Raw genomic sequence first — 22,126 nt, forward strand, 5'->3', positions numbered from 1 at the left:
ATGTCTCAGGCTGCGCTGAACACGCGAAACCGCGAGGAAGAAGAAGAGTATTCCTCTTCACGGCGGAGTAATGGAACGCGTCTTGCAGGGATTACCTTCCTGCTTGCCGTGCTGTGTACTGTGTTTGTCAGCGGCTGGATGGTGCTCGGCTGGATGGAAGATGCACAGCGTCTGCCTCTGTCGAAACTGGTAGTGACAGGTGACCGTCACTACACGCGTAATGACGATATCCGTCAGTCGATCCTGGCATTAGGGTCGCCTGGCACCTTCATGACGCAGGATGTGAACATCATCCAGAGTCAGATTGAGCGCCTGCCATGGATTAAACAGGCGAGCGTAAGAAAGCAGTGGCCTGATGAATTGAAGATTCATCTGGTTGAATATGTACCCATTGCGCGTTGGAATGATCAGCATATGGTTGACGTAGAGGGAGTTTCTTTCAGCGTCCCGGCCGATCGTGTCAGCAAGCAAAATTTACCTATGTTATATGGGCCGGAAGGCAGCGAAAACGAAGTGCTGGAAGGTTTTCGTAGCATGGGTAAAGTGCTGGCTAAGGATCGTTTTACCCTTAAACAGGCTGCAATGACGGCGCGTCGTTCCTGGCAGTTAACGCTGACAAACGATATCAAGCTGAATCTGGGGCGGGGTGACACGATGAAGCGTCTGGAACGTTTTGTAGAACTTTATCCCGTTCTGCAGCAGCAGGCGCAGGCTGAAGGCAAAAGGATTAGCTACGTTGATTTGCGCTATGACTCAGGCGCATCGGTCGGGTGGACCCCGGCCCCGGTTGAGGAACCTAATCAGCAACAGAATCAGGCTCAGGTACAGGCAGAATAACAATGATCAAGGCGACGGACAGAAAACTGGTAGTAGGACTGGAGATTGGCACTGCGAAGGTTGCCGCTTTAGTAGGGGAAGTTCTGCCCGACGGTGTGGTCAATATCATTGGTGTGGGTAGCTGCCCCTCCCGTGGTATGGATAAAGGTGGGGTAAACGACCTCGAGTCGGTGGTGAAATGCGTACAGCGCGCCATCGATCAGGCCGAACTGATGGCAGATTGCCAGATTTCCTCCGTATATCTGGCACTCTCTGGTAAGCACATCAGCTGCCAGAACGAGATCGGTATGGTGCCGATCTCAGAAGAAGAAGTCTCGCAGGAAGACGTCGAGAACGTAGTGCATACTGCGAAGTCGGTACGTGTTCGTGACGAGCATCGCGTACTGCATGTGATCCCGCAGGAATACGCGATTGACTACCAGGAAGGTATCAAGAATCCGGTAGGGCTTTCAGGCGTGCGTATGCAGGCAAAAGTGCACTTGATCACATGTCACAACGATATGGCGAAGAACATCGTCAAAGCCGTTGAACGTTGTGGCCTGAAAGTTGACCAACTTATTTTCGCCGGTCTGGCGGCAAGTTATTCGGTGCTGACGGAAGACGAACGTGAACTGGGCGTCTGTGTCGTCGATATCGGTGGTGGTACTATGGACATGGCCGTCTACACCGGTGGTGCACTGCGCCACACCAAGGTTATCCCTTACGCAGGGAATGTGGTCACCAGCGATATCGCGTACGCTTTCGGTACGCCACCGAGCGATGCCGAGGCCATTAAAGTGCGCCACGGTTGTGCACTGGGCTCTATCGTGGGTAAAGATGAGAGCGTTGAAGTGCCGAGCGTCGGTGGTCGTCCGCCGCGCAGCCTGCAGCGCCAGACCTTAGCCGAGGTGATTGAGCCGCGTTATACCGAGCTGCTTAATCTGGTGAACGAAGAGATTTTGCAATTACAGGAACAGCTTCGCCAGCAGGGTGTTAAACATCATCTTGCGGCGGGGATTGTATTAACCGGCGGCGCGGCGCAAATTGAAGGTCTTGCGGCCTGCGCTCAGCGGGTGTTTCATACGCAGGTGCGTATTGGTGCACCGCTGAACATCACCGGTCTGACGGATTATGCTCAGGAGCCGTATTACTCAACGGCAGTGGGCTTGCTTCATTACGGGAAGGAAACCCATCTCAGTGGCGAAGCAGAAGTAGAAAAACGTACGTCGGTGGGCTCGTGGTTTAAGCGAATCAACACCTGGCTGCGAAAAGAGTTTTAATTTTAGTAAGAGACCGGAGAGAATTAACGGTTTCAGGCGACAGGCACAAAACGGAGAGAAACTATGTTTGAACCTATGGAACTGACCAACGACGCGGTGATTAAAGTCATCGGCGTCGGTGGCGGCGGCGGTAATGCTGTAGAGCACATGGTGCGCGAGCGCATCGAAGGTGTTGAGTTCTTCGCGGTGAACACCGATGCGCAGGCACTGCGTAAGACGGCTGTTGGCCAGACAATCCAGATCGGTGGCGGCATCACCAAAGGGCTGGGCGCTGGGGCAAACCCGGAAGTCGGCCGTAATGCTGCAGAAGAAGACCGTGAAGCCCTGCGTGCTGCGCTGGATGGTGCAGACATGGTGTTTATCGCCGCAGGCATGGGTGGTGGTACCGGAACCGGTGCTGCGCCAGTTGTTGCAGAAGTTGCTAAAGATTTAGGTATCCTGACTGTTGCCGTCGTGACCAAGCCTTTCAACTTTGAAGGCAAGAAGCGTATGGCGTTTGCAGAGCAGGGTATCACCGAGCTGTCCAAACACGTGGACTCGCTCATTACCATTCCAAACGACAAGCTGCTGAAAGTGCTGGGCCGTGGCATCTCTCTGCTGGACGCTTTTGGCGCAGCGAACGATGTCCTCAAAGGCGCAGTCCAGGGTATCGCCGAGCTGATCACCCGTCCAGGCCTGATGAACGTCGACTTTGCTGACGTGCGCACCGTGATGTCCGAAATGGGCTACGCGATGATGGGTTCCGGCGTGGCGAAAGGTGAAGACCGTGCAGAAGAAGCCGCTGAAATGGCGATCTCTTCTCCGCTGCTGGAAGATATCGATCTTTCTGGCGCGCGCGGCGTGCTGGTCAACATCACTGCGGGCTTCGACCTGCGTCTGGATGAGTTCGAAACCGTGGGTAACACCATCCGTGCGTTCGCCTCTGACAACGCAACCGTGGTAATCGGTACTTCCCTTGATCCGGAAATGAACGATGAACTGCGCGTAACGGTTGTTGCCACCGGTATCGGCATGGACAAACGTCCTGAGATCACTCTGGTGACTAACAAAACTGCCCAGCAGCCGGTGATGGATCGTTACCAGCAGCACGGCATGGCACCGCTGACTCAGGAGCAGAAACCAGCCGCTAAAGTGGTTAATGACAATACGCCACAAACTCAGAAAGAGCCGGATTATCTGGACATTCCAGCGTTTCTGCGTAAACAAGCTGATTAAGAATTAGCTGGAATTAGGGAATTTACGCTCTTTGTGCTAAACTGGCCGCCCGATAGTGATGTACACTCTCGGTTGGATAAGTAACTTGGCGAGATTATACGATGATCAAACAAAGGACATTAAAACGTATCGTTCAGGCGACAGGTGTCGGTTTACATACCGGCAAGAAAGTCACCCTGACGTTGCGCCCTGCGCCGGCCAACACCGGGGTCATCTATCGTCGCACCGACTTGAATCCACCGGTAGATTTCCCGGCTGATGCCAAATCTGTGCGTGATACTATGCTCTGTACTTGCCTGGTGAATGAGCATGACGTGCGGATCTCTACCGTAGAGCACCTGAACGCCGCCCTGGCGGGACTGGGTATCGACAACATCGTTATTGAAGTCGATGCGCCGGAAATTCCGATTATGGATGGTAGTGCTGCACCGTTCGTCTATCTGTTGCTGGATGCCGGCATCGAAGAGCTGAACAGCGCGAAGAAATTCGTACGTATCAAAGAGACCGTTCGTGTCCAGGATGGCGACAAATGGGCTGAATTCAAGCCGTTTAATGGTTTTTCGTTGGATTTCACCATCGATTTTAACCACCCGGCGATTGATTCCAGCACCCAGCGCTATGCGATGAACTTCTCTGCTGATGCGTTTATGCGTCAGATCAGTCGAGCTCGTACGTTTGGTTTCATGCGTGATATCGAATATCTGCAGTCCCGCGGCCTGTGCCTGGGCGGCAGCTTCGATTGTGCCATCGTTGTTGACGATTATCGCGTACTGAACGAAGACGGCCTGCGTTTTGAAGATGAATTCGTTCGTCACAAAATGCTGGACGCAATCGGCGACCTGTTCATGTGTGGTCACAACATCATTGGTGCGTTTACCGCGTATAAATCCGGTCACGCGCTGAATAACAAACTGTTGCAGGCTGTTCTGGCAAAACAGGAAGCCTGGGAATATGTGACCTTCGAAGACGAAGCTGAACTGCCACTGGCATTCAAAGCACCGAGCACGGTTCTGGCGTAACGGCAACACCCGTTATGTAAATTCGACTGGTTGACCTGGCACTCTCTCCGGCCAGGAAGACCAGTCGTTTTTTGTTTTTATCCTTCGCAAATCGCTGTAGTCAATGGCGCGTTTGCTTATTTCATCACCATTTTTAACCTCCCCGGTGCCTCAATACTGCTGCTGTAACGTAGCTTTAGTGGTACTATCTTGGCGCGAAAATATAAAAATCATACGGTGAGCCTGAAAGCTTACTTACTTGTGGTGGGGCAATTGAGCGGAATTCTGACGCGCTGGCGACAATTTGGCAGACGTTACTTCTGGCCGCATCTCCTTCTGGGGATGGTCGCGGCGAGTCTTGGCCTGCCCGCGCTCAGCAGTAACGCCGAAGCCACCAGTACTGCAAAGACCAGTACCACCCGCCACGATCTGAGCACGCGGGTTAATTTCACCAATCTTGCCCTGCTGGAAGCGAACCGCCGACCGAACTTCACGGTGGATTACTGGCATCAGCATGCGATTCGTACCGTCATTCGGCATCTCTCCTTTGCCATGGCGCCGCAGGCGTTACCAGCGGTTGAAGAGTCCTTACCGGTTCAGGCGCACCATCTGGCGCTGCTGGACACGCTCAATACGCTTCTGACTCAACAGAGTAAGCCGCCGGTAATTGTCCGTCAGGTCGCGCTTGCGGCATTCGAACCACAAAATGCCTTCTCCGTGTCCGCCTGGATAAGCCAGGTGCAGGGCATCCGTGCCGGACCTCAACGCCTCAGCTAAATTAACCGTCTTTCAATACCTTAATTTAACTGCCCATCATGGGGCGTTTGAGAATTTATTATGTTAATCAAATTACTAACTAAAGTTTTCGGTAGCCGTAACGATCGTACCCTGCGCCGTATGCGCAAAGCTGTCAGCGTTATCAACGGCCTTGAGCCAGCAATGGAAAAACTCTCCGATGACGAACTGAAAGCCAAAACCGCTGAATTCCGTGCCCGCCTCGAAAAAGGTGAAACCGTTGAAAGCCTGATCCCGGAAGCGTTCGCCGTTGTGCGCGAAGCAAGTAAGCGCGTGTTCGGTATGCGTCACTTCGACGTGCAGCTGCTGGGCGGTATGGTTCTGAACGACCGCTGCATCGCCGAGATGCGTACCGGTGAAGGTAAAACCCTGACCGCGACGCTGCCAGCCTACGTTAACGCCCTGTCGGGTAAAGGCGTGCACGTCGTGACCGTCAACGACTATCTGGCGCAGCGTGACGCCGAAAACAACCGTCCTCTGTTCGAATTCCTCGGTATGAGCGTCGGGGTCAACATGTCAGGCCTGCCGGCTCCTGCGAAACGCGAAGCCTACAACGCTGACATCACCTACGGTACCAACAACGAATACGGCTTCGACTACCTGCGCGACAACATGGCCTTCAGCCCGGAAGAGCGCGTGCAGCGCAAACTGCACTATGCGCTGGTGGATGAGGTGGACTCCATTCTGATCGATGAGGCGCGTACGCCGCTGATCATCTCCGGTCCGGCTGAAGACAGCTCCGAGATGTATCGCAAAGTCGACAAAATCATTCCGCACCTGATCCGTCAGGAAAAAGAGGACTCCGACACCTTCCAGGGTGAGGGTCACTTCTCCGTTGACGAAAAAGCCCGTCAGGTGAACCTGACCGAACGGGGTCTGGTGCAGATTGAAGAGTTACTGGTTGCCCAGGGCATTATGGAAGAGGGCGAGTCGCTCTACTCTCCGGGCAACATCATGCTGATGCACCACGTGACTGCCGCCCTGCGTGCGCACGTGCTGTTTACCCGCGACGTGGACTACATCGTTAAAGACGGCGAAGTTATCATCGTCGATGAACACACCGGTCGTACCATGCAGGGTCGTCGCTGGTCCGATGGTCTGCATCAGGCGGTTGAAGCCAAAGAGAACGTCGATATCCAGAATGAGAACCAGACCCTGGCATCGATCACCTTCCAGAACTACTTCCGTCTGTACGAGAAGCTGGCGGGGATGACGGGTACAGCGGATACCGAAGCCTTCGAATTCAGCTCTATCTACAAGCTGGATACCGTGGTGGTACCAACCAACCGTCCGATGATCCGTAAAGACATGCCGGACCTGGTCTACATGACCGAAGCAGAAAAAATTCAGGCTATCATCGAAGATATCCGCGATCGTACCGCTGCGGGTCAGCCTGTGCTGGTGGGGACTATCTCCATCGAAAAATCGGAAGTGGTCTCTGAAGAGCTGACCAAAGCCGGTATTAAGCACAACGTCCTGAACGCCAAATTCCACGCCAAAGAAGCGGATATCGTTGCGCAGGCGGGTTATCCGTCAGCCGTGACCATCGCCACCAACATGGCAGGCCGTGGTACCGATATTATGCTGGGCGGTAGCTGGCAGGCAGAAGTGGCCGAGCTGGAAAACCCAACCCCGGAGCAGATCGCGCAGATTAAAGCCGACTGGCAGGTTCGTCATGATGCGGTACTGGCTGCGGGCGGTCTGCACATCATCGGTACTGAGCGCCATGAATCCCGTCGTATCGATAACCAGCTGCGCGGCCGTGCAGGTCGTCAGGGCGATGCCGGTTCTTCACGCTTCTACCTGTCGATGGAAGATGCGCTGATGCGTATTTTCGCCTCTGACCGTGTGTCGGGCATGATGCGTAAACTGGGCATGAAGCCGGGCGAAGCAATTGAACACCCGTGGGTGACCAAAGCCATTGCTAACGCTCAGCGCAAAGTGGAAAGCCGTAACTTCGATATTCGTAAGCAGCTGCTCGAATATGATGACGTGGCCAACGATCAGCGTCGCGCCATCTACACCCAGCGTAACGAGCTGTTAGACGTTTCCGACGTAAGCGAAACCATCAACAGCATCCGCGAAGACGTGTTTAAAGCCACCATTGATGGGCACATTCCTCCGCAGTCCCTGGAAGAGATGTGGGATGTCGAAGGTCTGCAGGCGCGTCTGAAAAATGACTTCGACCTGGATCTGCCGATTCAGGAGTGGCTGGATAAAGAGCCGGAGCTGCACGAAGAGACCCTGCGCGAGCGTATTTTTGCTAACGCCATTGAGGTTTATAAGCGCAAAGAAGAAGTCGTGGGTGCAGAGATGATGCGTCACTTCGAAAAAGGGGTGATGCTGCAGACTCTGGACTCCCTGTGGAAAGAGCACCTGGCGGCGATGGACTACCTGCGTCAGGGCATCCACCTGCGTGGCTATGCGCAAAAAGATCCAAAGCAGGAGTACAAGCGCGAATCCTTTGCGATGTTTGCCTCCATGCTTGAATCACTTAAATACGAAGTGATCAGCACCCTGAGCAAAGTTCAGGTGCGCATGCCGGAAGAAGTGGAAGAGATGGAGCAGCAGCGTCGCGAAGAAGCTGAGCGTCTGGCTCAGATGCAGCAGCTCAGCCATCAGGACGACGAAGAAGCCGCCGCAGCCGCGATTGCCGCGCAGTCCGGTGAGCGTAAGGTCGGTCGTAACGATCCGTGCCCATGCGGTTCCGGTAAAAAATACAAACAGTGCCATGGCCGTCTGAGCTAAGCCTGAAACACACCAGAAAGGCGCAGAGTTCTGCGCCTTTTTTATGGACGTAAGATAATGAAAATACTGCAAATCGCTGTCGGGATCATTCGCAATGCCGATAACCAGATCTTTATTACCCAGCGTGCAGCGGATGCGCACATGGCAAATAAGTGGGAGTTTCCAGGCGGCAAGATCGAATCTGGCGAGACGCCAGAACAGGCGCTAACCCGCGAGCTTCAGGAAGAGGTAGGGATCATTCCGCTCGGGGCGACGCTGTTCGACAAACTGGAATATACCTTTCCTGACCGTCACATCACGCTGTGGTTCTGGCTGGTCGAAAACTGGGAGGGGGAGCCCTGGGGCAAAGAGGGACAGCCTGGAAACTGGGTGACGCTGAACGCGCTGGATGCCGATAAATTCCCACCGGCAAATGCGCCTGTTATCGCCCGTTTAGTCGGCGTTCTGTAAGCCTGCCGGGCAAAGCGCCAGCAGGCATTAAGCGTTACTGCTGGTTTTCACTCCAGTCATCGCTGTCAGAGAGATCGCCTGCGCTTGGAATGCGTTTCTCTTCCGCGGCCCACTCACCCAGATCGATCAGCTGGCAACGCTTGCTGCAAAAAGGACGAAACGGGCTCTGCTCGCCCCAGACAACGGGCTTCCCACAGGTGGGGCAGTTTACGGTAGTTACATCAGACATCTTAACTCCTTAACAACACGCCAGTTCAAAATCGAGGCGTTCCGGCACCAGGCCATGTTCACTGTCGAGCGGCATGAAACGAATCGCAAAGCGGCTTTTATGACCTGAAATTTGCGGATAAAGCTGAGCGGCAAGAGGCAACTGCAGACGCAGCAGGTCGGCATCTTCCCCATTGTCCTGATAGAAACCGTTCAGGCTGGTTTGCTTGCGGAACGGCGCGGAATTCCGGATCAGGTCAAGGATTAACGATAACGCCTGGTTCAGTGGCTCAAGGCTTACCAGCCAGTTTTGTACCTGGATATCGCGCTGCTCCTGAGGCATATGCAGCCAGATATGCAGGGTGGGTAAATCGAAGCTGCAGCAGCCGCCGGGAATGCTCAGACGCTGACGCACCAGCGCCACCAGACGGTCTTCCCGCAGAAACTGGCCGATACGGGGAGCCGCCATTAACACTCCGCTGCTGCTTTTCAGCTGCTGGCGCAGACTGTCGATGCGGCTGTTATCCACGCCCGGGACTTCTGCCCAGGCCTGCAATTTACGCTGCTGACGCTCCAGCTCTTTGAGTAATTCGGTGCGGACTTCGCCACGCTCTAACACATCCAGCAGATCGCCCACGTTACGGAAAAAATGCAGCGCCGTGGTGTGGTCATGAACCGGAAGCAGGCTTGAAAGCTGCTGAATTAAAAACTCAATGCGCAGCCAGGTGCGCATTTTTTCATTGAGGGGATGCTCAAAAAGAACGTGGGTGTGCATTAGGCTTTTTCCTGTAAAACGGCCTGCGCCAGGTACTGCTGATGCAGGCGAGCCACATCCGATGCAATGGCATCCGGTGCGCCGTTATTATCAATAACATCATCCGCGACGGCCAGACGCGCTTCACGCGTGGCCTGCGCAGCAAGGATTTGTTCCGCATGTTCACGCCCGACGTTATCGCGGGCAATGGTGCGCTGAATTTGTGTCGCCGGAGAGACGTCAACCACCAGGATCCGATCCGCTTTGTCATGGAGATTATTTTCCACAAGAAGCGGTACAACCCAGAGTACGTAGGGCGACGTCGCTTGCGCTATCTGCTTCTGCGTCTCCTGCTGAATCAGCGGGTGAAGCAGGGCATTAAGCCAGGATTTCTCTTCAGGATGGGCGAAAATGCGGTCGCGAAGCTTCCGGCGATTAAGGGCGCCGTCAGGCTCGATCATATCGTTGCCGAAATGTTCTGCGATAGCGCGTAGTGCAGGTGTACCCGGCTCTACCACCTGGCGGGCAAGGATGTCGGCATCAATTATTGTGACGCCCAGACGAGAGAAGGCTTCTGCCACAGTGCTTTTACCACTGCCAATGCCTCCCGTTAGTGCAACGATGTACCCCATTAAACCAAATCCTGGGAAATATTCATTATTGATATCAATTGCTTAAGATTTAATCTTTTATCAGCAAAGATTAAGCTCTGCTTACGTACTTTTTACCAGGTAAATTTATAGGATTGTAGCGTAAAAAAAGTGATTTTCGCAGTCTTGCGCAACAGGTATTAGTGCGTATGATAGCGTCACTGGAGTTGTGTGTTACGTTTTTTCGACATTTACCCCAGTACCCCAGGAATCCGCAAATGCGTATCGAAGAAGATCTGAAGTTAGGTTTCAAAGACGTTCTTATCCGCCCTAAACGTTCTACTCTGAAAAGTCGCTCCGACGTTGAACTTGAACGTCAATTCACCTTTAAGCATTCCGGTCAGACCTGGTCAGGCGTACCTGTAATCGCCGCGAACATGGATACCGTCGGGACCTTTGCCATGGCAAAAGCGCTGGCTTCTTTCGACATTCTGACCGCCGTGCACAAGCACTACAGCGTTGAAGAGTGGAATACGTTTGCCGGCTCCGTATCTGAAAACGTGCTGAAGCACGTGATGGTTTCCACCGGCACCTCTGATGCCGATTTCGAAAAAACGAAACAGATCCTGATTGCTAACCCAAACCTGAACTTCATTTGTATTGATGTTGCGAATGGTTACTCCGAGCACTTCGTTCAGTTCGTCAGCAAGGCGCGTCAGGCCTGGCCGACCAAAACCATTATTGCGGGTAACGTGGTTACCGGTGAAATGTGTGAAGAGCTGATTCTGTCCGGCGCAGATATCGTGAAAGTGGGCATTGGCCCGGGTTCCGTTTGTACTACGCGCGTTAAAACCGGCGTTGGCTATCCGCAGCTGTCAGCCGTGATCGAGTGTGCCGATGCTGCCCACGGTCTTGGTGGCCAGATCATCAGCGACGGCGGATGCACCATGCCGGGCGACGTGGCGAAAGCCTTCGGCGGCGGCGCAGACTTCGTGATGCTGGGTGGTATGCTGGCGGGTCATGAAGAGAGCGGCGGTACCGTGGTTGACGAAAATGGTGAAAAATTCATGCTGTTCTACGGCATGAGCTCTGAATCTGCGATGAACCGCCACGTGGGTGGGGTTGCGCAGTATCGTGCCGCTGAAGGTAAAACCGTTAAGCTGCCTCTGCGCGGCCCGGTGGAGAATACCGCGCGTGACATCCTGGGGGGCCTGCGTTCCGCATGTACTTATGTGGGGGCATCCCGCCTGAAAGAGCTGACCAAGCGCACGACCTTTATTCGCGTTCAGGAACAAGAGAACCGCGTTTTCAACAGCCTGTAATGCCTCTCGCTGGCGCGTCTTCGCGCCAGCGTTATCCCGCACTCATCGCATCCCCCAGATGGAAAATCGGCAGATACATCGCCACCACCAGCGTGCCGATAATCAGTCCTGTCACAATCAACAGTAATGGCTCCAGCAGCGAAGCAAGATTGTCGGCCTGCTGAAAAGTTTGCTCATTATGATGCCGCGCCAGATTGCTCAGCATGATGTCCAGCGCACCCGATGCTTCGCCTGTGCGTACCAGTTGAATGCAGAGTGGCGTAAAAATGGCGGCGTCGTTCAGGGCTGACCAGATGGGCATACCCTGCATGATGTGATGCCGGATCGTCTGTAATTTCTCCCGCCAGAAAGGACACTCCAGCGTCTCCTCCGTACTTTCCAGCCCCTGTATAAAGGCGATGCCCGACTGTTGCGTGAGCGACAGAACGGTAAAGATCTGGCTGAGCTTTTGCCCCCGCACCAGCGGGCCAGTCACCGGGCTGGTCAGCAGCAGACGCTGGGTAGCGTACTGCCATCGTCGTTTACGCCGAAGCAGCAGCAGGCCCGATATTATGGCCAGCAGGCTTAACAGCAGTACCGCGCCCTGTTCCTGGAGCGCATCTGCCAGCCCCATAACTGCCCGGGTCAGGGCAGGCAGTGGGGTGTTAAAGGTTTTGTAGATCGCAGCAAACTCTGGCAACACCAGCGTCACCATCGCCAGCACCACGGCGACAGCCAGACCGAGAATAATCACCGGATAACGCAGCGCTTTTCTTACCTTTGCGCTGAGCTGCTGCTGCGTTTTTTGCTGATGTGCCAGCTGACGACAGCATTCGTCCAGTTTGCCGGTTAGCTCCCCGGTTTTAATCATCGATACATAAAGCGGCGGGAAGATGTGCGGCCACTTTTTCAGGGCGTCAGAGAAGGCGCAACCCGCGCTCAGGTCATCGGCGATGCTTTGCAACAACGCCTGCCATTGCCGGACCGGATGCTGCTGTGCCAGAAGCGCCAGCCCAGCTGACAGCGTTAAGCCCGCCTGCAGCAGCGTCGCCAGTTGGTGGATAACCTCGTAGCGATGCTGCGCCTGCCAGCGACGCTGCTGCGCGCATCGTCTGAGCTCAAGGGGAACAAGCTCTTTGCTTTGCAGGAGAGTCCATGCCGTGTGTTTGTCGGGAGCCCAAAGCGCGCCCGCCTGGCGCTCCCCTTGTGGGCCGAGAGCCCGCCAGCGCCAGAGCTGATTATCTGCCATCCGGGGCACCCAGCATCTGCACCACCTCTTCGAGAGTGGTGTGGCCCTGTTCTACCGCCATGCAGCCATGTTCGAAAAGCGTCACCATGCCCGTCTGTCGGGCCAGTTTTTCGATCTCCTCCACCTGTGCTCCGCCGGCGATGGCCGAGCGGAGTTCGCGGGTAATCATCATCACTTCAAAGATTGCCACCCGGCCATAAAAACCGTGATAGCAGCGGTCGCAACCCACCGGCTGCCAGTGCGGCAGGGGGCGAGGCCACAGCGCCTGGGGGAGCGGCTTATCCCGGCGTACCTCCTGGCGGCAGTGCGGGCACAGCCGACGCACCAGCCGCTGGGCAATCACCAGAGACAACGCCGAGGAGATCATCCAGCGCGCCACACCCATCTGCTGCAGGCGCACCAGCGTTTCGGCAGTGGAGTTGGTATGCAGGGTCGACAGCACCAGATGACCGGTCTGCGCGGCGTTGATGGCGATCTCCGCCGTTTCGCCATCGCGTATTTCGCCCACCATGATGATGTCGGGATCCTGACGCAATAGCGCGCGCAGCACGCTCTGGAACGTTAACCCCGCCCGGGGATTGATGGGGGTCTGGTTTAACCCATCAAGCGGGATTTCGACAGGATCTTCTACGCTGCAGATATTCACTGCGGGTGTGTTGCGGGCCTGCAACGCGCTGTACAGGGTGACGGTTTTGCCGCTGCCGGTGGGCCCGGTCACCAGAATCAGCCCCTGAGATTTATGCAGCGCCCCGGCAAATAAACGCTGCTGGACTGTGCTCATGCCCAGCTGATCGAGCAGGAGCGCCTGTTGCTCCTGCTGCAGAAGGCGCAGGACAATTTTTTCTCCGCTGCGACAGGGTAGCGTGGCAATACGAAACGAGACGGGAGCCCCTGAAATTTCAACCGTAAACTGCCCATCCTGGGGTAAGCGCCGCTCGGCGATATCCAGGTTGCCCAGCACCTTCAGCCGGGCGATAAGCGTTGTGCCCAGCTCGGATGAAAGGGGCTGTTGCGGATAGAGCACGCCGTCGATGCGTAACCGTATCTGCCAGTTCTCGTCGGCGGGCTCGATGTGGATATCAGAGGCCCGCTGGCTCATCGCCTGCATCAGGGTACGGTTAAGGATCTCAATGGCGGAGCTCGTTGTGCTGGCGACTGCGGGCAGATGCGATTCCGACGCAGTTTGCCGGTGCTTTTCCATTCTCTCGCTGGTCCAGCATTCGATATCAATCCTTTTCTGCGTGGCGAAACGTAACGCCTCCAGCAGCTCAGACGGCGGATCGCCGACAACCGCGATGGTGATCCTGTCCGGATCGTGGTTCAGCAATTGGGCGTTATGACGCTGACACAGCGCCATTAACCGATCGGGATTCATTGCTCGCTCTCCTCACCGGCTGTAAAGCGGAACACCTCTTCACAGGCCTGCTTCAGGGCGCTGTCTGCGGCAATGGTACAGACGCGTTTCCAGCCGGTGATGCCGTTGCCGTTATCCCACTGCGGCGTCATGACCACCTCCAGGCCGTTCAGGCTCTCCTGGCCTGTCAGGGTGACAGCGCCTTTGGCGATGCTCATGCCTGAGACATAGCGGGATGTCGCGGGGGAGGGGACGCCGTTCACGCCTGCGTCGCAGCTATCTGTCCCGCCATGATCCAGGGCGCAGAGTTCCACGGCGGTACGGTAGGGGAGGAAGGTTTGCAGCATATCGGTGAGGGCGGCTTTTCGCAGGTAGTTCTGATAGGCCGGAATGCCGATGGCACTCAGAATAGCAACGATGCCAATGACAACCATTAATTCGATGAGGGTAAAACCTTTTTGTCTTTCCATGATTCGCTCCTTGTTTGAACTGGCGCTACTGTGACAGCCAGGCCAATCAGGGGCGAGCGGCAAAAAACGTTTCGTGAAGCGGGATTCAGCGAGTTGTGCTGGCGTTTCAGCGAGGTGCAGTGGGCCTGCGAGAGTGGTCGTAAATCTGGCAAGCCCGGCCGGTGCTGACCGGGCTTGATGTCACTTAGCGAAAGCGCATCGACAGGTCGAGGGCGCGAATGTGTTTGGTCAGCGCGCCAACGGAGATGAAATCGACGCCGGTTTCGGCGAACTCGCGTAAGGTTTCACGCGTCACGTTGCCTGACACCTCCAGGCGGGCCTGGCCGTTGGTGCGTTTCACGGCTTCACGCATCTGCTCAGTTTCGAAGTTATCCAGCATGATGATGTCGGCACCGGCTTTCAGCGCGTCCTCCAGCTCCTGCAGGCTCTCCACTTCCACTTCGACGGGCACATCCGGATGCAGCCAGAAGGCTTTTTCCACCGCCTGGCGAACGGAGCCGGAGGCAATAATGTGGTTCTCTTTGATCAGGAATGCATCGGACAGCCCCAGACGGTGGTTGGCACCCCCGCCGCACAGCACGGCATATTTCAGCGCGGTGCGCAGGCCCGGCAAGGTTTTACGCGTATCCAGCAGCTGGGTGTGAGTGCCTTCAAGCAGATCGACATAGCTGCGCACTTCGCTTGCCACTCCGGAGAGCGTCTGGACAAAATTCAGCGCGGTGCGTTCACCGGTGAGCAGGACGCGTGAAGGCCCCTCCAGTTCAAACAGCGGCTGGTTAGCGCTGATGCTGTCGCCGTCTTCAACATGCCACGTCACCTGAACCCGGTCCCCGGCCAGTTGCGTGAAGACCTCTTCCACCCAACGTTTACCACAGAAAACACCGTCCTCACGGGTGATGACGACGGCATGCGAACGGGCATCTTCCGCCAGCAACTGGGCCGTAATATCGTTGTCAGCGTTGACGTCTCCACCCAGATCTTCGCGCAGCGCGTTGGCGACGCTTGCCGGAATATCCATATTTATACGTTCCAGCAGTACGTTACGTCTGTGGTCGGGGTTGTAGCGGCGAGGCGGCATGTTAAAACTCCAAATTGGTAACGAATCATCAGATTGAAACATGCTACTCTGAACCGGGAATCAGCACCATATATAAGGAGATCCTGCATGCACTCAGAACATGGCTGGCTGGCAGATGTGCGGCGCGTTCCTTCGCCACACCACGATTGCCGCCCGGAAGATGAAATTCCGTCGCTGCTGGTTGTGCATAACATCAGCCTGCCGCCCGGCGAGTTTGGCGGCCCGTGGATTGACGCATTATTTACCGGGACAATTGATCCTGATGCTCACCCCTTCTTCGCAGAAATCGCTCACCTGCGCGTTTCTGCCCACTGTCTGATTCGTCGTGACGGCGAGATCGTCCAGTATGTTCCTTTCGATAAACGTGCCTGGCATGCGGGTGTGTCTCAGTATCAGGGGCGTGAGCGCTGCAATGATTTTTCAATCGGCATTGAGCTGGAAGGAACAGACACGCTGCCCTACACAGACGCGCAGTACGAGCAGCTGGCCGCGGTGACGCACACGCTGATCTCGCGCTATCCGGCTATCGCCCGCAACATGACCGGGCACAGCGATATTGCGCCGCAGCGCAAGACCGATCCCGGCCCGGCGTTTGACTGGGAACGATTTAAAACTTTGCTTACCGCCCTGTCAGAAAAGGAGATGACATGACGTTATTTACCATGCTGCTGGTGATGATTGCTGAGCGTTTGTTTAAGCTGGGCGAACACTGGTATCTGGACCACCGGATGGAAGTGCTGTTTCGTCGCATCCGCCACTTCTCCATGATCCGCACGCTGCTGATGACGGCGGGGGTGATGGTCGTTGTATTCCTGCTGCTGCGCTCGCTGTATGGCCTGTTCTTCAACGTGCCGCTGCTGGTGGTGTGGATCCTCCTCGGCGTGCTCTGCATTGGCGCCGGTAAGGTCCGTCTGCATTACCATGCATATCTGAAAGCTGCCACGAATAACGATGCGCATGCCCGTAGGGCGATGGCCAGCGAGCTGACGCTGATCCACGGCATTCCGCCGGAGTGCGATGAACGCGAGTTTTTACGTGAACTGCAAAATGCGCTGTTGTGGATTAACTTCCGCTTTTATCTGGCACCGCTGTTCTGGTTTGTGGTGGGGGGCGCCTGGGGCCCGGTTCTGCTGATGGGTTATGCATTTTTACGCGCCTGGCAGAGCTGGCTGGCACGTTATCTGACCCCGCATGAGCGTTTGCAGTCCGGCATCGACGCCATTCTGCACGTGGTGGACTGGCTGCCGGTGCGGCTGTTCGGCGTGGTATATGCCCTGATCGGCCACGGCGAGAAAGCGCTGCCGGCGTGGTTCGCTTCGCTGGGGGATCGCCATACCTCGCAATACCTGGTATTAACGCGTCTGGCGCAGTTCTCCCTGGCGCGTGAGCCGCATACGGATAAAGTTGAAACGCCTAAAGCGGCCGTTTCGATGGCCAAGAAAACCTCTTTTGTGGTGGTAGTGATTGTGGCGCTGCTGACCATTTACGGCACGCTGATCTAAACCAGCGTGCCGCAGGCCTCAGACCGTATCTGCTGACGGGATGCCGAAATCGGGCATCCCGTTTTCTTTCCAGACAACGGTTTTCAGGCGGGTGTGGCGGTTCGGATCGTACAGCGGATTGCCTTCGATCTCGGTATAGTTGCGGGCGTGGTAAACCAGCACGTCTTCACCGTCCGCCGTTTGGGTAAAGCTGTTGTGCCCTGGCCCGTACTGGCGGTTCTCGTAGCTGGTGGTGAACACCGGCTGCGGAGATTTATGCCAGTTCGCCGGGTTGCGTGGGTCGGCATTGAGGTCGATCCACAGCAGCCCCATGCAGTAGTTTTCATCGGTGGCGCTGGCTGAATAGCTGATAAACAGTCGGTCATCGTGGAACAGAACCGCCGGGCCTTCATTGACCCAGAACCCGCGGCACTCCCAGTCATATTCCGGTTTGCTGAGCATCACCGGTTCGCCTTTGAGCGTCCACGGGTTTTCCATTTCGCACAGATAAAGGTTCGAGTTACCGGCAATATCCGGGGCTTTTTGCGCCCAGAGATACCAGCGTTTACCCTGATGCACAAAGGTGGTGGCATCCAGCGCAAAGGTGTCGAACGGGGTCGTGATTTGCCCTTTCTCTACCCATGTACCGGTGAGCGGATCGCTGTCGCTACACTCCAGGGCAAACATCCGGTGCTGGAACATACCGAGCTTGTCCAGCGCCTGGGTATGGGTAGCGGCAAAGTAGATGTACCATTTGCCGTCAATGTGGTGCAGTTCCGGCGCCCAGATCAACTGGCTCATCGGGCCCGTTTCGGGCTTGCGCCACACCACCACCTCTTCAGCGCTGCGCAGTCCTTCCAGCGAGTCGGCGCGGCGAATCTCCAGCCGGTCATACTCCGGCACCGAGGCAATAAAGTAGTACTCTCCTTCATGGCGAAGAATGTACGGGTCGGCACGTTGTTCAATAAACGGGTTTGGCCAGGTTTGCATTCGGCTCTCCTTATTCAGCGGCTTTAAGTTCCTGATAGTCTTTCAGCTCGCGATAGTTGTTCCGGCGCTTCTCCAGGTCCGACTGGATCTGCTTCATGGTTTCGCGGTCCACTTTCAGCAGACGTACCACCCCTGCGGTGATGAGGTATCCGACGCCTGGGATCACGGTAAAGAGCAGGACGATGCCGTTGATGGCGTCCGCGCTTTGCGCTTTTGCGCCCGCATCGTAACCGTACCAGGAGAGCAGGAAGCCCACCATTGCCCCGGCAATCGCCAGACCCAGTTTCAGGAAGAAGATATTGCCGGAGAAGCTGATCCCGGTGATGCGTTTGCCTGTTTTCCATTCGCCGTAGTCATCCACGTCGGCCATCAGGGACCAGTGCAGCGGAGACGGGATCTGGTGCAGGATGTTCAGCAGGAAGTAGAGCACCACAATGGTCACGGTGGCTTTTGGATCGAAGAAATAGAAGGCGCAGGAGAAGATCGCCAGCACGATGTTGGTCCAGAAGAAGACCTTAAGCTTACACCAGCGGTCGGTCAGCACTTTTGCCAGCACGCTGCCCAGCATCATGCCTACTACGCCCAGGCTGATAAACAGGGTGGCGAAGTGGGTGCTCTGGCCCATTACCCAGGTGACGTAGTACATGGTGGCCGCCATGCGGATAAAGCCCGGGCAGACGTTGCACAGGGTGAGCAGCAGAATGCGCACCCACTGGTCGTTCTTCCAGACGTCTTTGAGATCGTTTTTCAGTTCGTCATTGGTGTGCACCGCCGGTTGCACACGCTCGCGCACCGTAGAGAAGCTGAACAGGAACATGCAGGTGCCAATCAGCGCCAGCACGGTCATGGCCATCTGATAGCCTTTGGCTTTATCCTCACCACCGAACCAGTCGGCCATCGGCAGCAGGGTCAGCGACAGCAGCAGGGTGGCAATACCCACCAGCACAAAGCGATAGGACTGGCAGGCAACGCGCTCTTTCGGATCGTTGGTAATAACCCCGCCCAGCGAGCAGTAGGGAATGTTAATGGCCGTATAGGTCAGAGAAAGCAGGAAGTAGGTAACAAAGGCATAGATAACTTTGCTGTTGTAGGTCCAGTCCGGGGTGGTAAACATCAGGATACTGAACAGCGCATAAGGGAAAGCGATCCACAGCAGCCATGGACGAAATCGCCCATACTTACTGCGGGTACGGTCGGCAATGGCACCCATAATGGGGTCGGTAACGGCATCGATGACGCGTACCGAGAGCAGCAGCACGCCCACCAGGGCCGGTGCCAGGCCGAAAATATCCGTATAAAAATAGTTCACAAACAACATGATGGCGCCAAAGATGATGTTGCACCCGGCATCACCCATCCCATAGCCGATCTTTTCTTTTACTGACAGTTTATTGTTATCCATCGACGTTTCTCCGAGTAACGGTATGGAGAGAATTATTCGCTGGCAAAGCAAAATATGCGTTGCAGTATAACGTCGGTGATATGGATAAAATTGCTGTAGGGAGGAAAGTGTGAGGAAGGTAACAGCCCTCTGCACCCGGTAAAGGTGCAGAGGGGAGGAGATTAGTGCGCTTTTACCGTTTTGGCATTTTTCTGTTTACACATGTAGCCCACCCCGAGGATCACAATCCAGACCGGGATCAGGTAGACCGAAATGGCCATGCCAGGGGTCATCAGCATGATAATCAGGACGGCCGCCATGAACAGCAGGCAAACCCAGTTACCCAGCGGGTAGAGCAGGGCAGGGAAGCGGGTTTTCACGCCCTGCTGCTGTTTAGCACGACGGAATTTCATGTGCGCCAGGCTAATCATCGCCCAGTTGATGACCAGGGCAGAGACCACCAGCGCCATCAGCAGGCCGAAGGCGGATTCCGGTGCCAGGTAGTTGATCAGCACGCACAGCGCGGTGACCACAGCCGAAACGATAATGGTGTTCACCGGCACGCCGCGCTTATCGACGTTGAGCAGCGCTTTCGGGGCGTTACCCTGCTGGGCCAGGCCGAAGAGCATACGGCTGTTACAGTAAACGCAGCTGTTATAGACCGACAGGGCCGCGGTCAGAACCACCACGTTCAGCGCGTTCGCCACGAAGGTGTCGCCCAGCTCGTGGAAGATCAGGACAAACGGGCTGGTATCAGCGGTAACGCGGGTCCACGGCAGCAGGGAGAGCAGCACCGCCAGCGAGCCCACATAGAAGATCAGAATACGGTAGATAACCTGGTTAGTGGCTTTCGGGATGCTCTGCTCCGGATTGTCAGCTTCCGCAGCGGTGATACCCACCAGCTCCAGACCGCCGAAGGAGAACATGATGATCGCCATCATCATCACCAGCCCGGTCATGCCATGAGGCAGGAAGCCGCCCTGATCCCAGAGGTTGCTGACGCTTGCCTGCGGCCCGCCGTTGCCGCTGAACAGCAGCCAGCCGCCGAACAGGATCATCGCCACAACCGCGATAACTTTAATAATGGCGAACCAGAACTCCATCTCCCCGAACACTTTCACGTTGGTCAGGTTAATGGCGTTGATCACCACAAAGAAGACCGCCGCTGAGGCCCAGGTAGGGATTTCAGGCCACCAGAACTGGATGTATTTACCGACTGCGGTCAGCTCCGCCATCGCGACGAGGACATACAGCACCCAGTAGTTCCAGCCGGACGCGAAACCGGCAAAGCTGCCCCAGTATTTGTAAGCAAAATGACTGAAGGAACCGGCTACCGGCTCTTCGACCACCATTTCACCCAACTGACGCATAATAAGGAATGCAATAAAACCGGCAATGGCGTAGCCCAGAATAATACCCGGGCCGGCGGATTGAATTACCGATGCGCTACCCAGGAACAGGCCCGTACCAATAGCGCCACCAAGAGCAATAAGCTGTATATGGCGGTTTTTGAGGCCGCGCTTTAGCTGATCGCTGTGCTGTTGACCTTCCATTATAAAACCTCGTGTGTGGTTGTTATGTTCACGCTCGGGCGTGTGTAATTATGAAATTCCATTTCATGTATTTATAAGTTTACGGTTCAATTGACTGAAATAAACGGATGTGTCTTCCGTAATCGGAAGAATAGTGGTAAGCGACAGCGAATGCACCTGCTTTATGCGAGGAGAAAGCGAGTTCGAATAAAAAGAAAGCATTTGTAAATCGTCCCGTTTAAGTCCCTTTATCAACCTATAGAATAAAAATGCGCCATAAGTGGGCAGATTTTCATTTTTTACTCCGCTAAATCGGTTCAGATCGCACTTTCCACCGTTTCATTAAAGTTAAAACTGCCTCTTTCGGGGTAATGAATTCATTTGTGCAGAGTTACATTTTTGAAACGTTATTTCTGTAAGGTTGTTAAAATAAGCGGGGTTTAATGATTTCAATCAAAACCAATATGGACACAAGGTGAATACTTTGTTACTTTAGCGATACGAACATGAAATTGGTAAGACCAATTGACTCCGGGCAAAAAGGCGCAAGACAGGGAATATGGCCTACAGCAAAATTCGCCAACCAAAATTATCCGATGTGATTGAGCAGCAGCTGGAGTTTTTGATCCTTGAGGGGACCCTGCGCCCCGGTGAAAAACTGCCACCTGAACGCGAACTGGCTAAACAGTTCGACGTTTCCCGTCCCTCGCTGCGTGAGGCGATCCAACGCCTCGAAGCCAAGGGCCTGCTGCTTCGTCGCCAGGGGGGCGGAACCTTTGTGCAAAACAGCCTGTGGCAGAGTTTCAGCGACCCGTTAGTGGAGCTGCTCTCCGACCACCCAGAATCCCAGTTTGATCTGCTTGAGACCCGTCACGCGCTTGAAGGCATCGCGGCTTACTACGCGGCGCTGCGCAGCAATGATGCCGATCGCGAGCGTATCCGCGAGCTGCATCAGGCCATCGAACGGGCCCAGGAATCCGGCGATTTAGATGCCGAATCCGACGCCGTTGTCCAGTATCAAATTGCCGTCACCGAAGCTGCCCACAACGTGGTGCTACTCCATCTGCTACGCTGCATGGAGCCAATGCTCGCCCAAAACGTTCGTCAGAATTTTGAATTGTTGTATGCCCGCCGGGAGATGCTTCCGCTGGTCAGCAACCATCGCACCCGAATCTTCGAGGCGATAATGGCCGGGGAGCCGGAGCAGGCGCGTGAAGCGTCGCACCGTCACCTGGCTTTCATTGAGGAAATCTTGCTGGACCGCAGCCGTGAACAGTCGCGACGCGAACGTTCATTACGCCGCATACAGCAACGAAAGGATTAAGCGCCAGTTTTTTAGAGCGCGGCAACTAAACGCAGAACCTGTCTTATTGCGCTTTTAGTTTTCGAAAGTGCAATGGGACAGGTTCCAGACAAATCAACGTATTAGATAGATAA

General features: G+C 55.3%; 21 protein-coding genes. 11 read left to right on the forward strand and 10 right to left on the reverse strand.

Going from position 1 to position 22,126, the window contains the following annotated elements:
• The 7 genes from ftsQ (at position 1) to mutT (ending at position 8,302) form a co-directional block, all read left to right on the forward strand.
• The gene (gene ftsQ / locus NB069_RS03540; RefSeq protein WP_250587811.1) at positions 1-837 is read left to right on the forward strand and encodes a cell division protein FtsQ; all 837 of its coding nucleotides are present in this window, start codon (positions 1-3) and stop codon (positions 835-837) included.
• Between the two features lie 2 nt (positions 838-839).
• The gene (ftsA, locus tag NB069_RS03545) at positions 840-2,096 is read left to right on the forward strand and encodes a cell division protein FtsA (RefSeq protein ID WP_039030370.1); all 1,257 of its coding nucleotides are present in this window, start codon (positions 840-842) and stop codon (positions 2,094-2,096) included.
• Positions 2,097-2,159: 63 nt separating this feature from the next.
• Entirely contained in the window at positions 2,160-3,311 is a 1,152-nt protein-coding gene (ftsZ, locus tag NB069_RS03550; protein WP_250587812.1) for a cell division protein FtsZ, read from the forward strand.
• A gap of 101 nt (positions 3,312-3,412) precedes the next feature.
• Positions 3,413-4,330, forward strand: coding sequence for a UDP-3-O-acyl-N-acetylglucosamine deacetylase (lpxC, locus tag NB069_RS03555; protein ID WP_039030368.1), 918 nt, complete (start codon positions 3,413-3,415; stop codon positions 4,328-4,330).
• A 252-nt stretch (positions 4,331-4,582) separates the two neighbouring features.
• Complete coding sequence (gene secM / locus NB069_RS03560) at positions 4,583-5,086, forward strand: secA translation cis-regulator SecM (RefSeq protein ID WP_250587813.1); 504 nt, start codon at positions 4,583-4,585, stop codon at positions 5,084-5,086.
• 60 nt (positions 5,087-5,146) lie between these two features.
• Complete coding sequence (secA, locus tag NB069_RS03565) at positions 5,147-7,852, forward strand: preprotein translocase subunit SecA (RefSeq protein ID WP_250587814.1); 2,706 nt, start codon at positions 5,147-5,149, stop codon at positions 7,850-7,852.
• Positions 7,853-7,909: 57 nt separating this feature from the next.
• Positions 7,910-8,302 carry an 8-oxo-dGTP diphosphatase MutT gene (mutT, locus tag NB069_RS03570; protein ID WP_250587815.1) on the forward strand — a complete coding sequence of 131 codons (393 nt, stop codon included), beginning with the start codon at positions 7,910-7,912 and terminating at the stop codon, positions 8,300-8,302.
• A gap of 34 nt (positions 8,303-8,336) precedes the next feature.
• On the opposite strand, the gene yacG is transcribed toward mutT, so the two are convergent.
• From yacG to coaE, 3 genes are read right to left on the reverse strand one after another with little or no spacing between them, the layout of a single operon-like run.
• A complete protein-coding gene (gene yacG, locus NB069_RS03575; protein ID WP_250587816.1) occupies positions 8,337-8,531 on the reverse strand; it encodes a DNA gyrase inhibitor YacG in 195 nt (64 codons plus the stop codon).
• Between the two features lie 9 nt (positions 8,532-8,540).
• Complete coding sequence (gene zapD / locus NB069_RS03580) at positions 8,541-9,284, reverse strand: cell division protein ZapD (protein WP_250587817.1); 744 nt, start codon at positions 9,282-9,284, stop codon at positions 8,541-8,543.
• On the reverse strand, positions 9,284-9,895 hold the full coding sequence (coaE, locus tag NB069_RS03585) for a dephospho-CoA kinase (protein ID WP_250587818.1): 612 nt from the start codon (positions 9,893-9,895) through the stop codon (positions 9,284-9,286). The genes zapD and coaE overlap by 1 nt, the downstream gene beginning before the upstream one ends.
• 236 nt (positions 9,896-10,131) lie before the next feature.
• On the opposite strand from coaE, the gene NB069_RS03590 reads away from it, so the two are divergent.
• Positions 10,132-11,175, forward strand: a complete 1,044-nt coding sequence (locus tag NB069_RS03590; protein WP_250587819.1) for a GMP reductase — start codon at positions 10,132-10,134, stop codon at positions 11,173-11,175.
• A 31-nt stretch (positions 11,176-11,206) separates the two neighbouring features.
• On the opposite strand, the gene hofC is transcribed toward NB069_RS03590, so the two are convergent.
• From hofC to nadC, 4 genes are all read right to left on the reverse strand, one after another.
• Complete coding sequence (gene hofC, locus NB069_RS03595) at positions 11,207-12,403, reverse strand: protein transport protein HofC (RefSeq protein WP_250587820.1); 1,197 nt, start codon at positions 12,401-12,403, stop codon at positions 11,207-11,209.
• Positions 12,393-13,778 (reverse strand): type II secretion system protein GspE, encoded by a 1,386-nt coding sequence (gene gspE / locus NB069_RS03600; protein WP_250587821.1) that lies wholly within the window; start codon positions 13,776-13,778, stop codon positions 12,393-12,395. The genes hofC and gspE overlap by 11 nt, the downstream gene beginning before the upstream one ends.
• Entirely contained in the window at positions 13,775-14,227 is a 453-nt protein-coding gene (gene ppdD / locus NB069_RS03605) for a prepilin peptidase-dependent pilin (protein WP_250587822.1), read from the reverse strand. The genes gspE and ppdD overlap by 4 nt, the downstream gene beginning before the upstream one ends.
• 184 nt (positions 14,228-14,411) lie before the next feature.
• Positions 14,412-15,305 carry a carboxylating nicotinate-nucleotide diphosphorylase gene (gene nadC, locus NB069_RS03610; RefSeq protein ID WP_250587823.1) on the reverse strand — a complete coding sequence of 298 codons (894 nt, stop codon included), beginning with the start codon at positions 15,303-15,305 and terminating at the stop codon, positions 14,412-14,414.
• 87 nt (positions 15,306-15,392) lie between these two features.
• Between nadC and ampD the strand changes: the two genes are divergently transcribed.
• Together ampD and ampE are read left to right on the forward strand one after the other, a co-directional pair.
• Complete coding sequence (gene ampD / locus NB069_RS03615; protein ID WP_250587824.1) at positions 15,393-15,956, forward strand: 1,6-anhydro-N-acetylmuramyl-L-alanine amidase AmpD; 564 nt, start codon at positions 15,393-15,395, stop codon at positions 15,954-15,956.
• Complete coding sequence (ampE, locus tag NB069_RS03620; protein ID WP_250587825.1) at positions 15,953-16,807, forward strand: beta-lactamase regulator AmpE; 855 nt, start codon at positions 15,953-15,955, stop codon at positions 16,805-16,807. The genes ampD and ampE overlap by 4 nt, the downstream gene beginning before the upstream one ends.
• Positions 16,808-16,825: 18 nt before the next feature.
• Here the strand turns inward: ampE and NB069_RS03625 are convergent, their stop codons facing one another.
• From NB069_RS03625 to aroP, 3 genes are all read right to left on the reverse strand, one after another.
• Positions 16,826-17,776, reverse strand: coding sequence for a glycoside hydrolase family 43 protein (locus tag NB069_RS03625; RefSeq protein ID WP_250587826.1), 951 nt, complete (start codon positions 17,774-17,776; stop codon positions 16,826-16,828).
• Positions 17,777-17,786: 10 nt separating this feature from the next.
• Positions 17,787-19,178, reverse strand: coding sequence for a glycoside-pentoside-hexuronide (GPH):cation symporter (locus NB069_RS03630; protein ID WP_250587827.1), 1,392 nt, complete (start codon positions 19,176-19,178; stop codon positions 17,787-17,789).
• 161 nt (positions 19,179-19,339) lie between these two features.
• The gene (gene aroP, locus NB069_RS03635; RefSeq protein ID WP_250587828.1) at positions 19,340-20,710 is read right to left on the reverse strand and encodes an aromatic amino acid transporter AroP; all 1,371 of its coding nucleotides are present in this window, start codon (positions 20,708-20,710) and stop codon (positions 19,340-19,342) included.
• A 538-nt stretch (positions 20,711-21,248) separates the two neighbouring features.
• Here aroP and pdhR point away from each other — a divergent pair.
• Positions 21,249-22,013, forward strand: a complete 765-nt coding sequence (gene pdhR, locus NB069_RS03640) for a pyruvate dehydrogenase complex transcriptional repressor PdhR (protein WP_039030352.1) — start codon at positions 21,249-21,251, stop codon at positions 22,011-22,013.
• Positions 22,014-22,126: the final 113 nt, after the last annotated feature.

The organism is Leclercia adecarboxylata (genome assembly GCF_023639785.1).
GTDB lineage: Bacteria > Pseudomonadota > Gammaproteobacteria > Enterobacterales > Enterobacteriaceae > Enterobacter > Enterobacter adecarboxylatus_D.

Bases quoted from the DNA above. Each gene is read 5' to 3' on its own strand.
- ftsQ (WP_250587811.1), top strand. From the start codon at position 1: ATGTCTCAGGCTGCGCTGAACACGCGAAACCGCGAGGAAGAAGAAGAG.
- ftsA (WP_039030370.1), top strand. From the start codon at position 840: ATGATCAAGGCGACGGACAGAAAACTGGTAGTAGGACTGGAGATTGGC.
- ftsZ (WP_250587812.1), top strand. From the start codon at position 2,160: ATGTTTGAACCTATGGAACTGACCAACGACGCGGTGATTAAAGTCATC.
- lpxC (WP_039030368.1), top strand. From the start codon at position 3,413: ATGATCAAACAAAGGACATTAAAACGTATCGTTCAGGCGACAGGTGTC.
- secA (WP_250587814.1), top strand. From the start codon at position 5,147: ATGTTAATCAAATTACTAACTAAAGTTTTCGGTAGCCGTAACGATCGT.
- mutT (WP_250587815.1), top strand. From the start codon at position 7,910: ATGAAAATACTGCAAATCGCTGTCGGGATCATTCGCAATGCCGATAAC.
- yacG (WP_250587816.1), bottom strand. From the start codon at position 8,531: ATGTCTGATGTAACTACCGTAAACTGCCCCACCTGTGGGAAGCCCGTT.
- zapD (WP_250587817.1), bottom strand. From the start codon at position 9,284: ATGCACACCCACGTTCTTTTTGAGCATCCCCTCAATGAAAAAATGCGC.
- coaE (WP_250587818.1), bottom strand. From the start codon at position 9,895: ATGGGGTACATCGTTGCACTAACGGGAGGCATTGGCAGTGGTAAAAGC.
- NB069_RS03590 (WP_250587819.1), top strand. From the start codon at position 10,132: ATGCGTATCGAAGAAGATCTGAAGTTAGGTTTCAAAGACGTTCTTATC.
- hofC (WP_250587820.1), bottom strand. From the start codon at position 12,403: ATGGCAGATAATCAGCTCTGGCGCTGGCGGGCTCTCGGCCCACAAGGG.
- gspE (WP_250587821.1), bottom strand. From the start codon at position 13,778: ATGAATCCCGATCGGTTAATGGCGCTGTGTCAGCGTCATAACGCCCAA.
- ppdD (WP_250587822.1), bottom strand. From the start codon at position 14,227: ATGGAAAGACAAAAAGGTTTTACCCTCATCGAATTAATGGTTGTCATT.
- nadC (WP_250587823.1), bottom strand. From the start codon at position 15,305: ATGCCGCCTCGCCGCTACAACCCCGACCACAGACGTAACGTACTGCTG.
- ampD (WP_250587824.1), top strand. From the start codon at position 15,393: ATGCACTCAGAACATGGCTGGCTGGCAGATGTGCGGCGCGTTCCTTCG.
- ampE (WP_250587825.1), top strand. From the start codon at position 15,953: ATGACGTTATTTACCATGCTGCTGGTGATGATTGCTGAGCGTTTGTTT.
- NB069_RS03625 (WP_250587826.1), bottom strand. From the start codon at position 17,776: ATGCAAACCTGGCCAAACCCGTTTATTGAACAACGTGCCGACCCGTAC.
- NB069_RS03630 (WP_250587827.1), bottom strand. From the start codon at position 19,178: ATGGATAACAATAAACTGTCAGTAAAAGAAAAGATCGGCTATGGGATG.
- aroP (WP_250587828.1), bottom strand. From the start codon at position 20,710: ATGGAAGGTCAACAGCACAGCGATCAGCTAAAGCGCGGCCTCAAAAAC.
- pdhR (WP_039030352.1), top strand. From the start codon at position 21,249: ATGGCCTACAGCAAAATTCGCCAACCAAAATTATCCGATGTGATTGAG.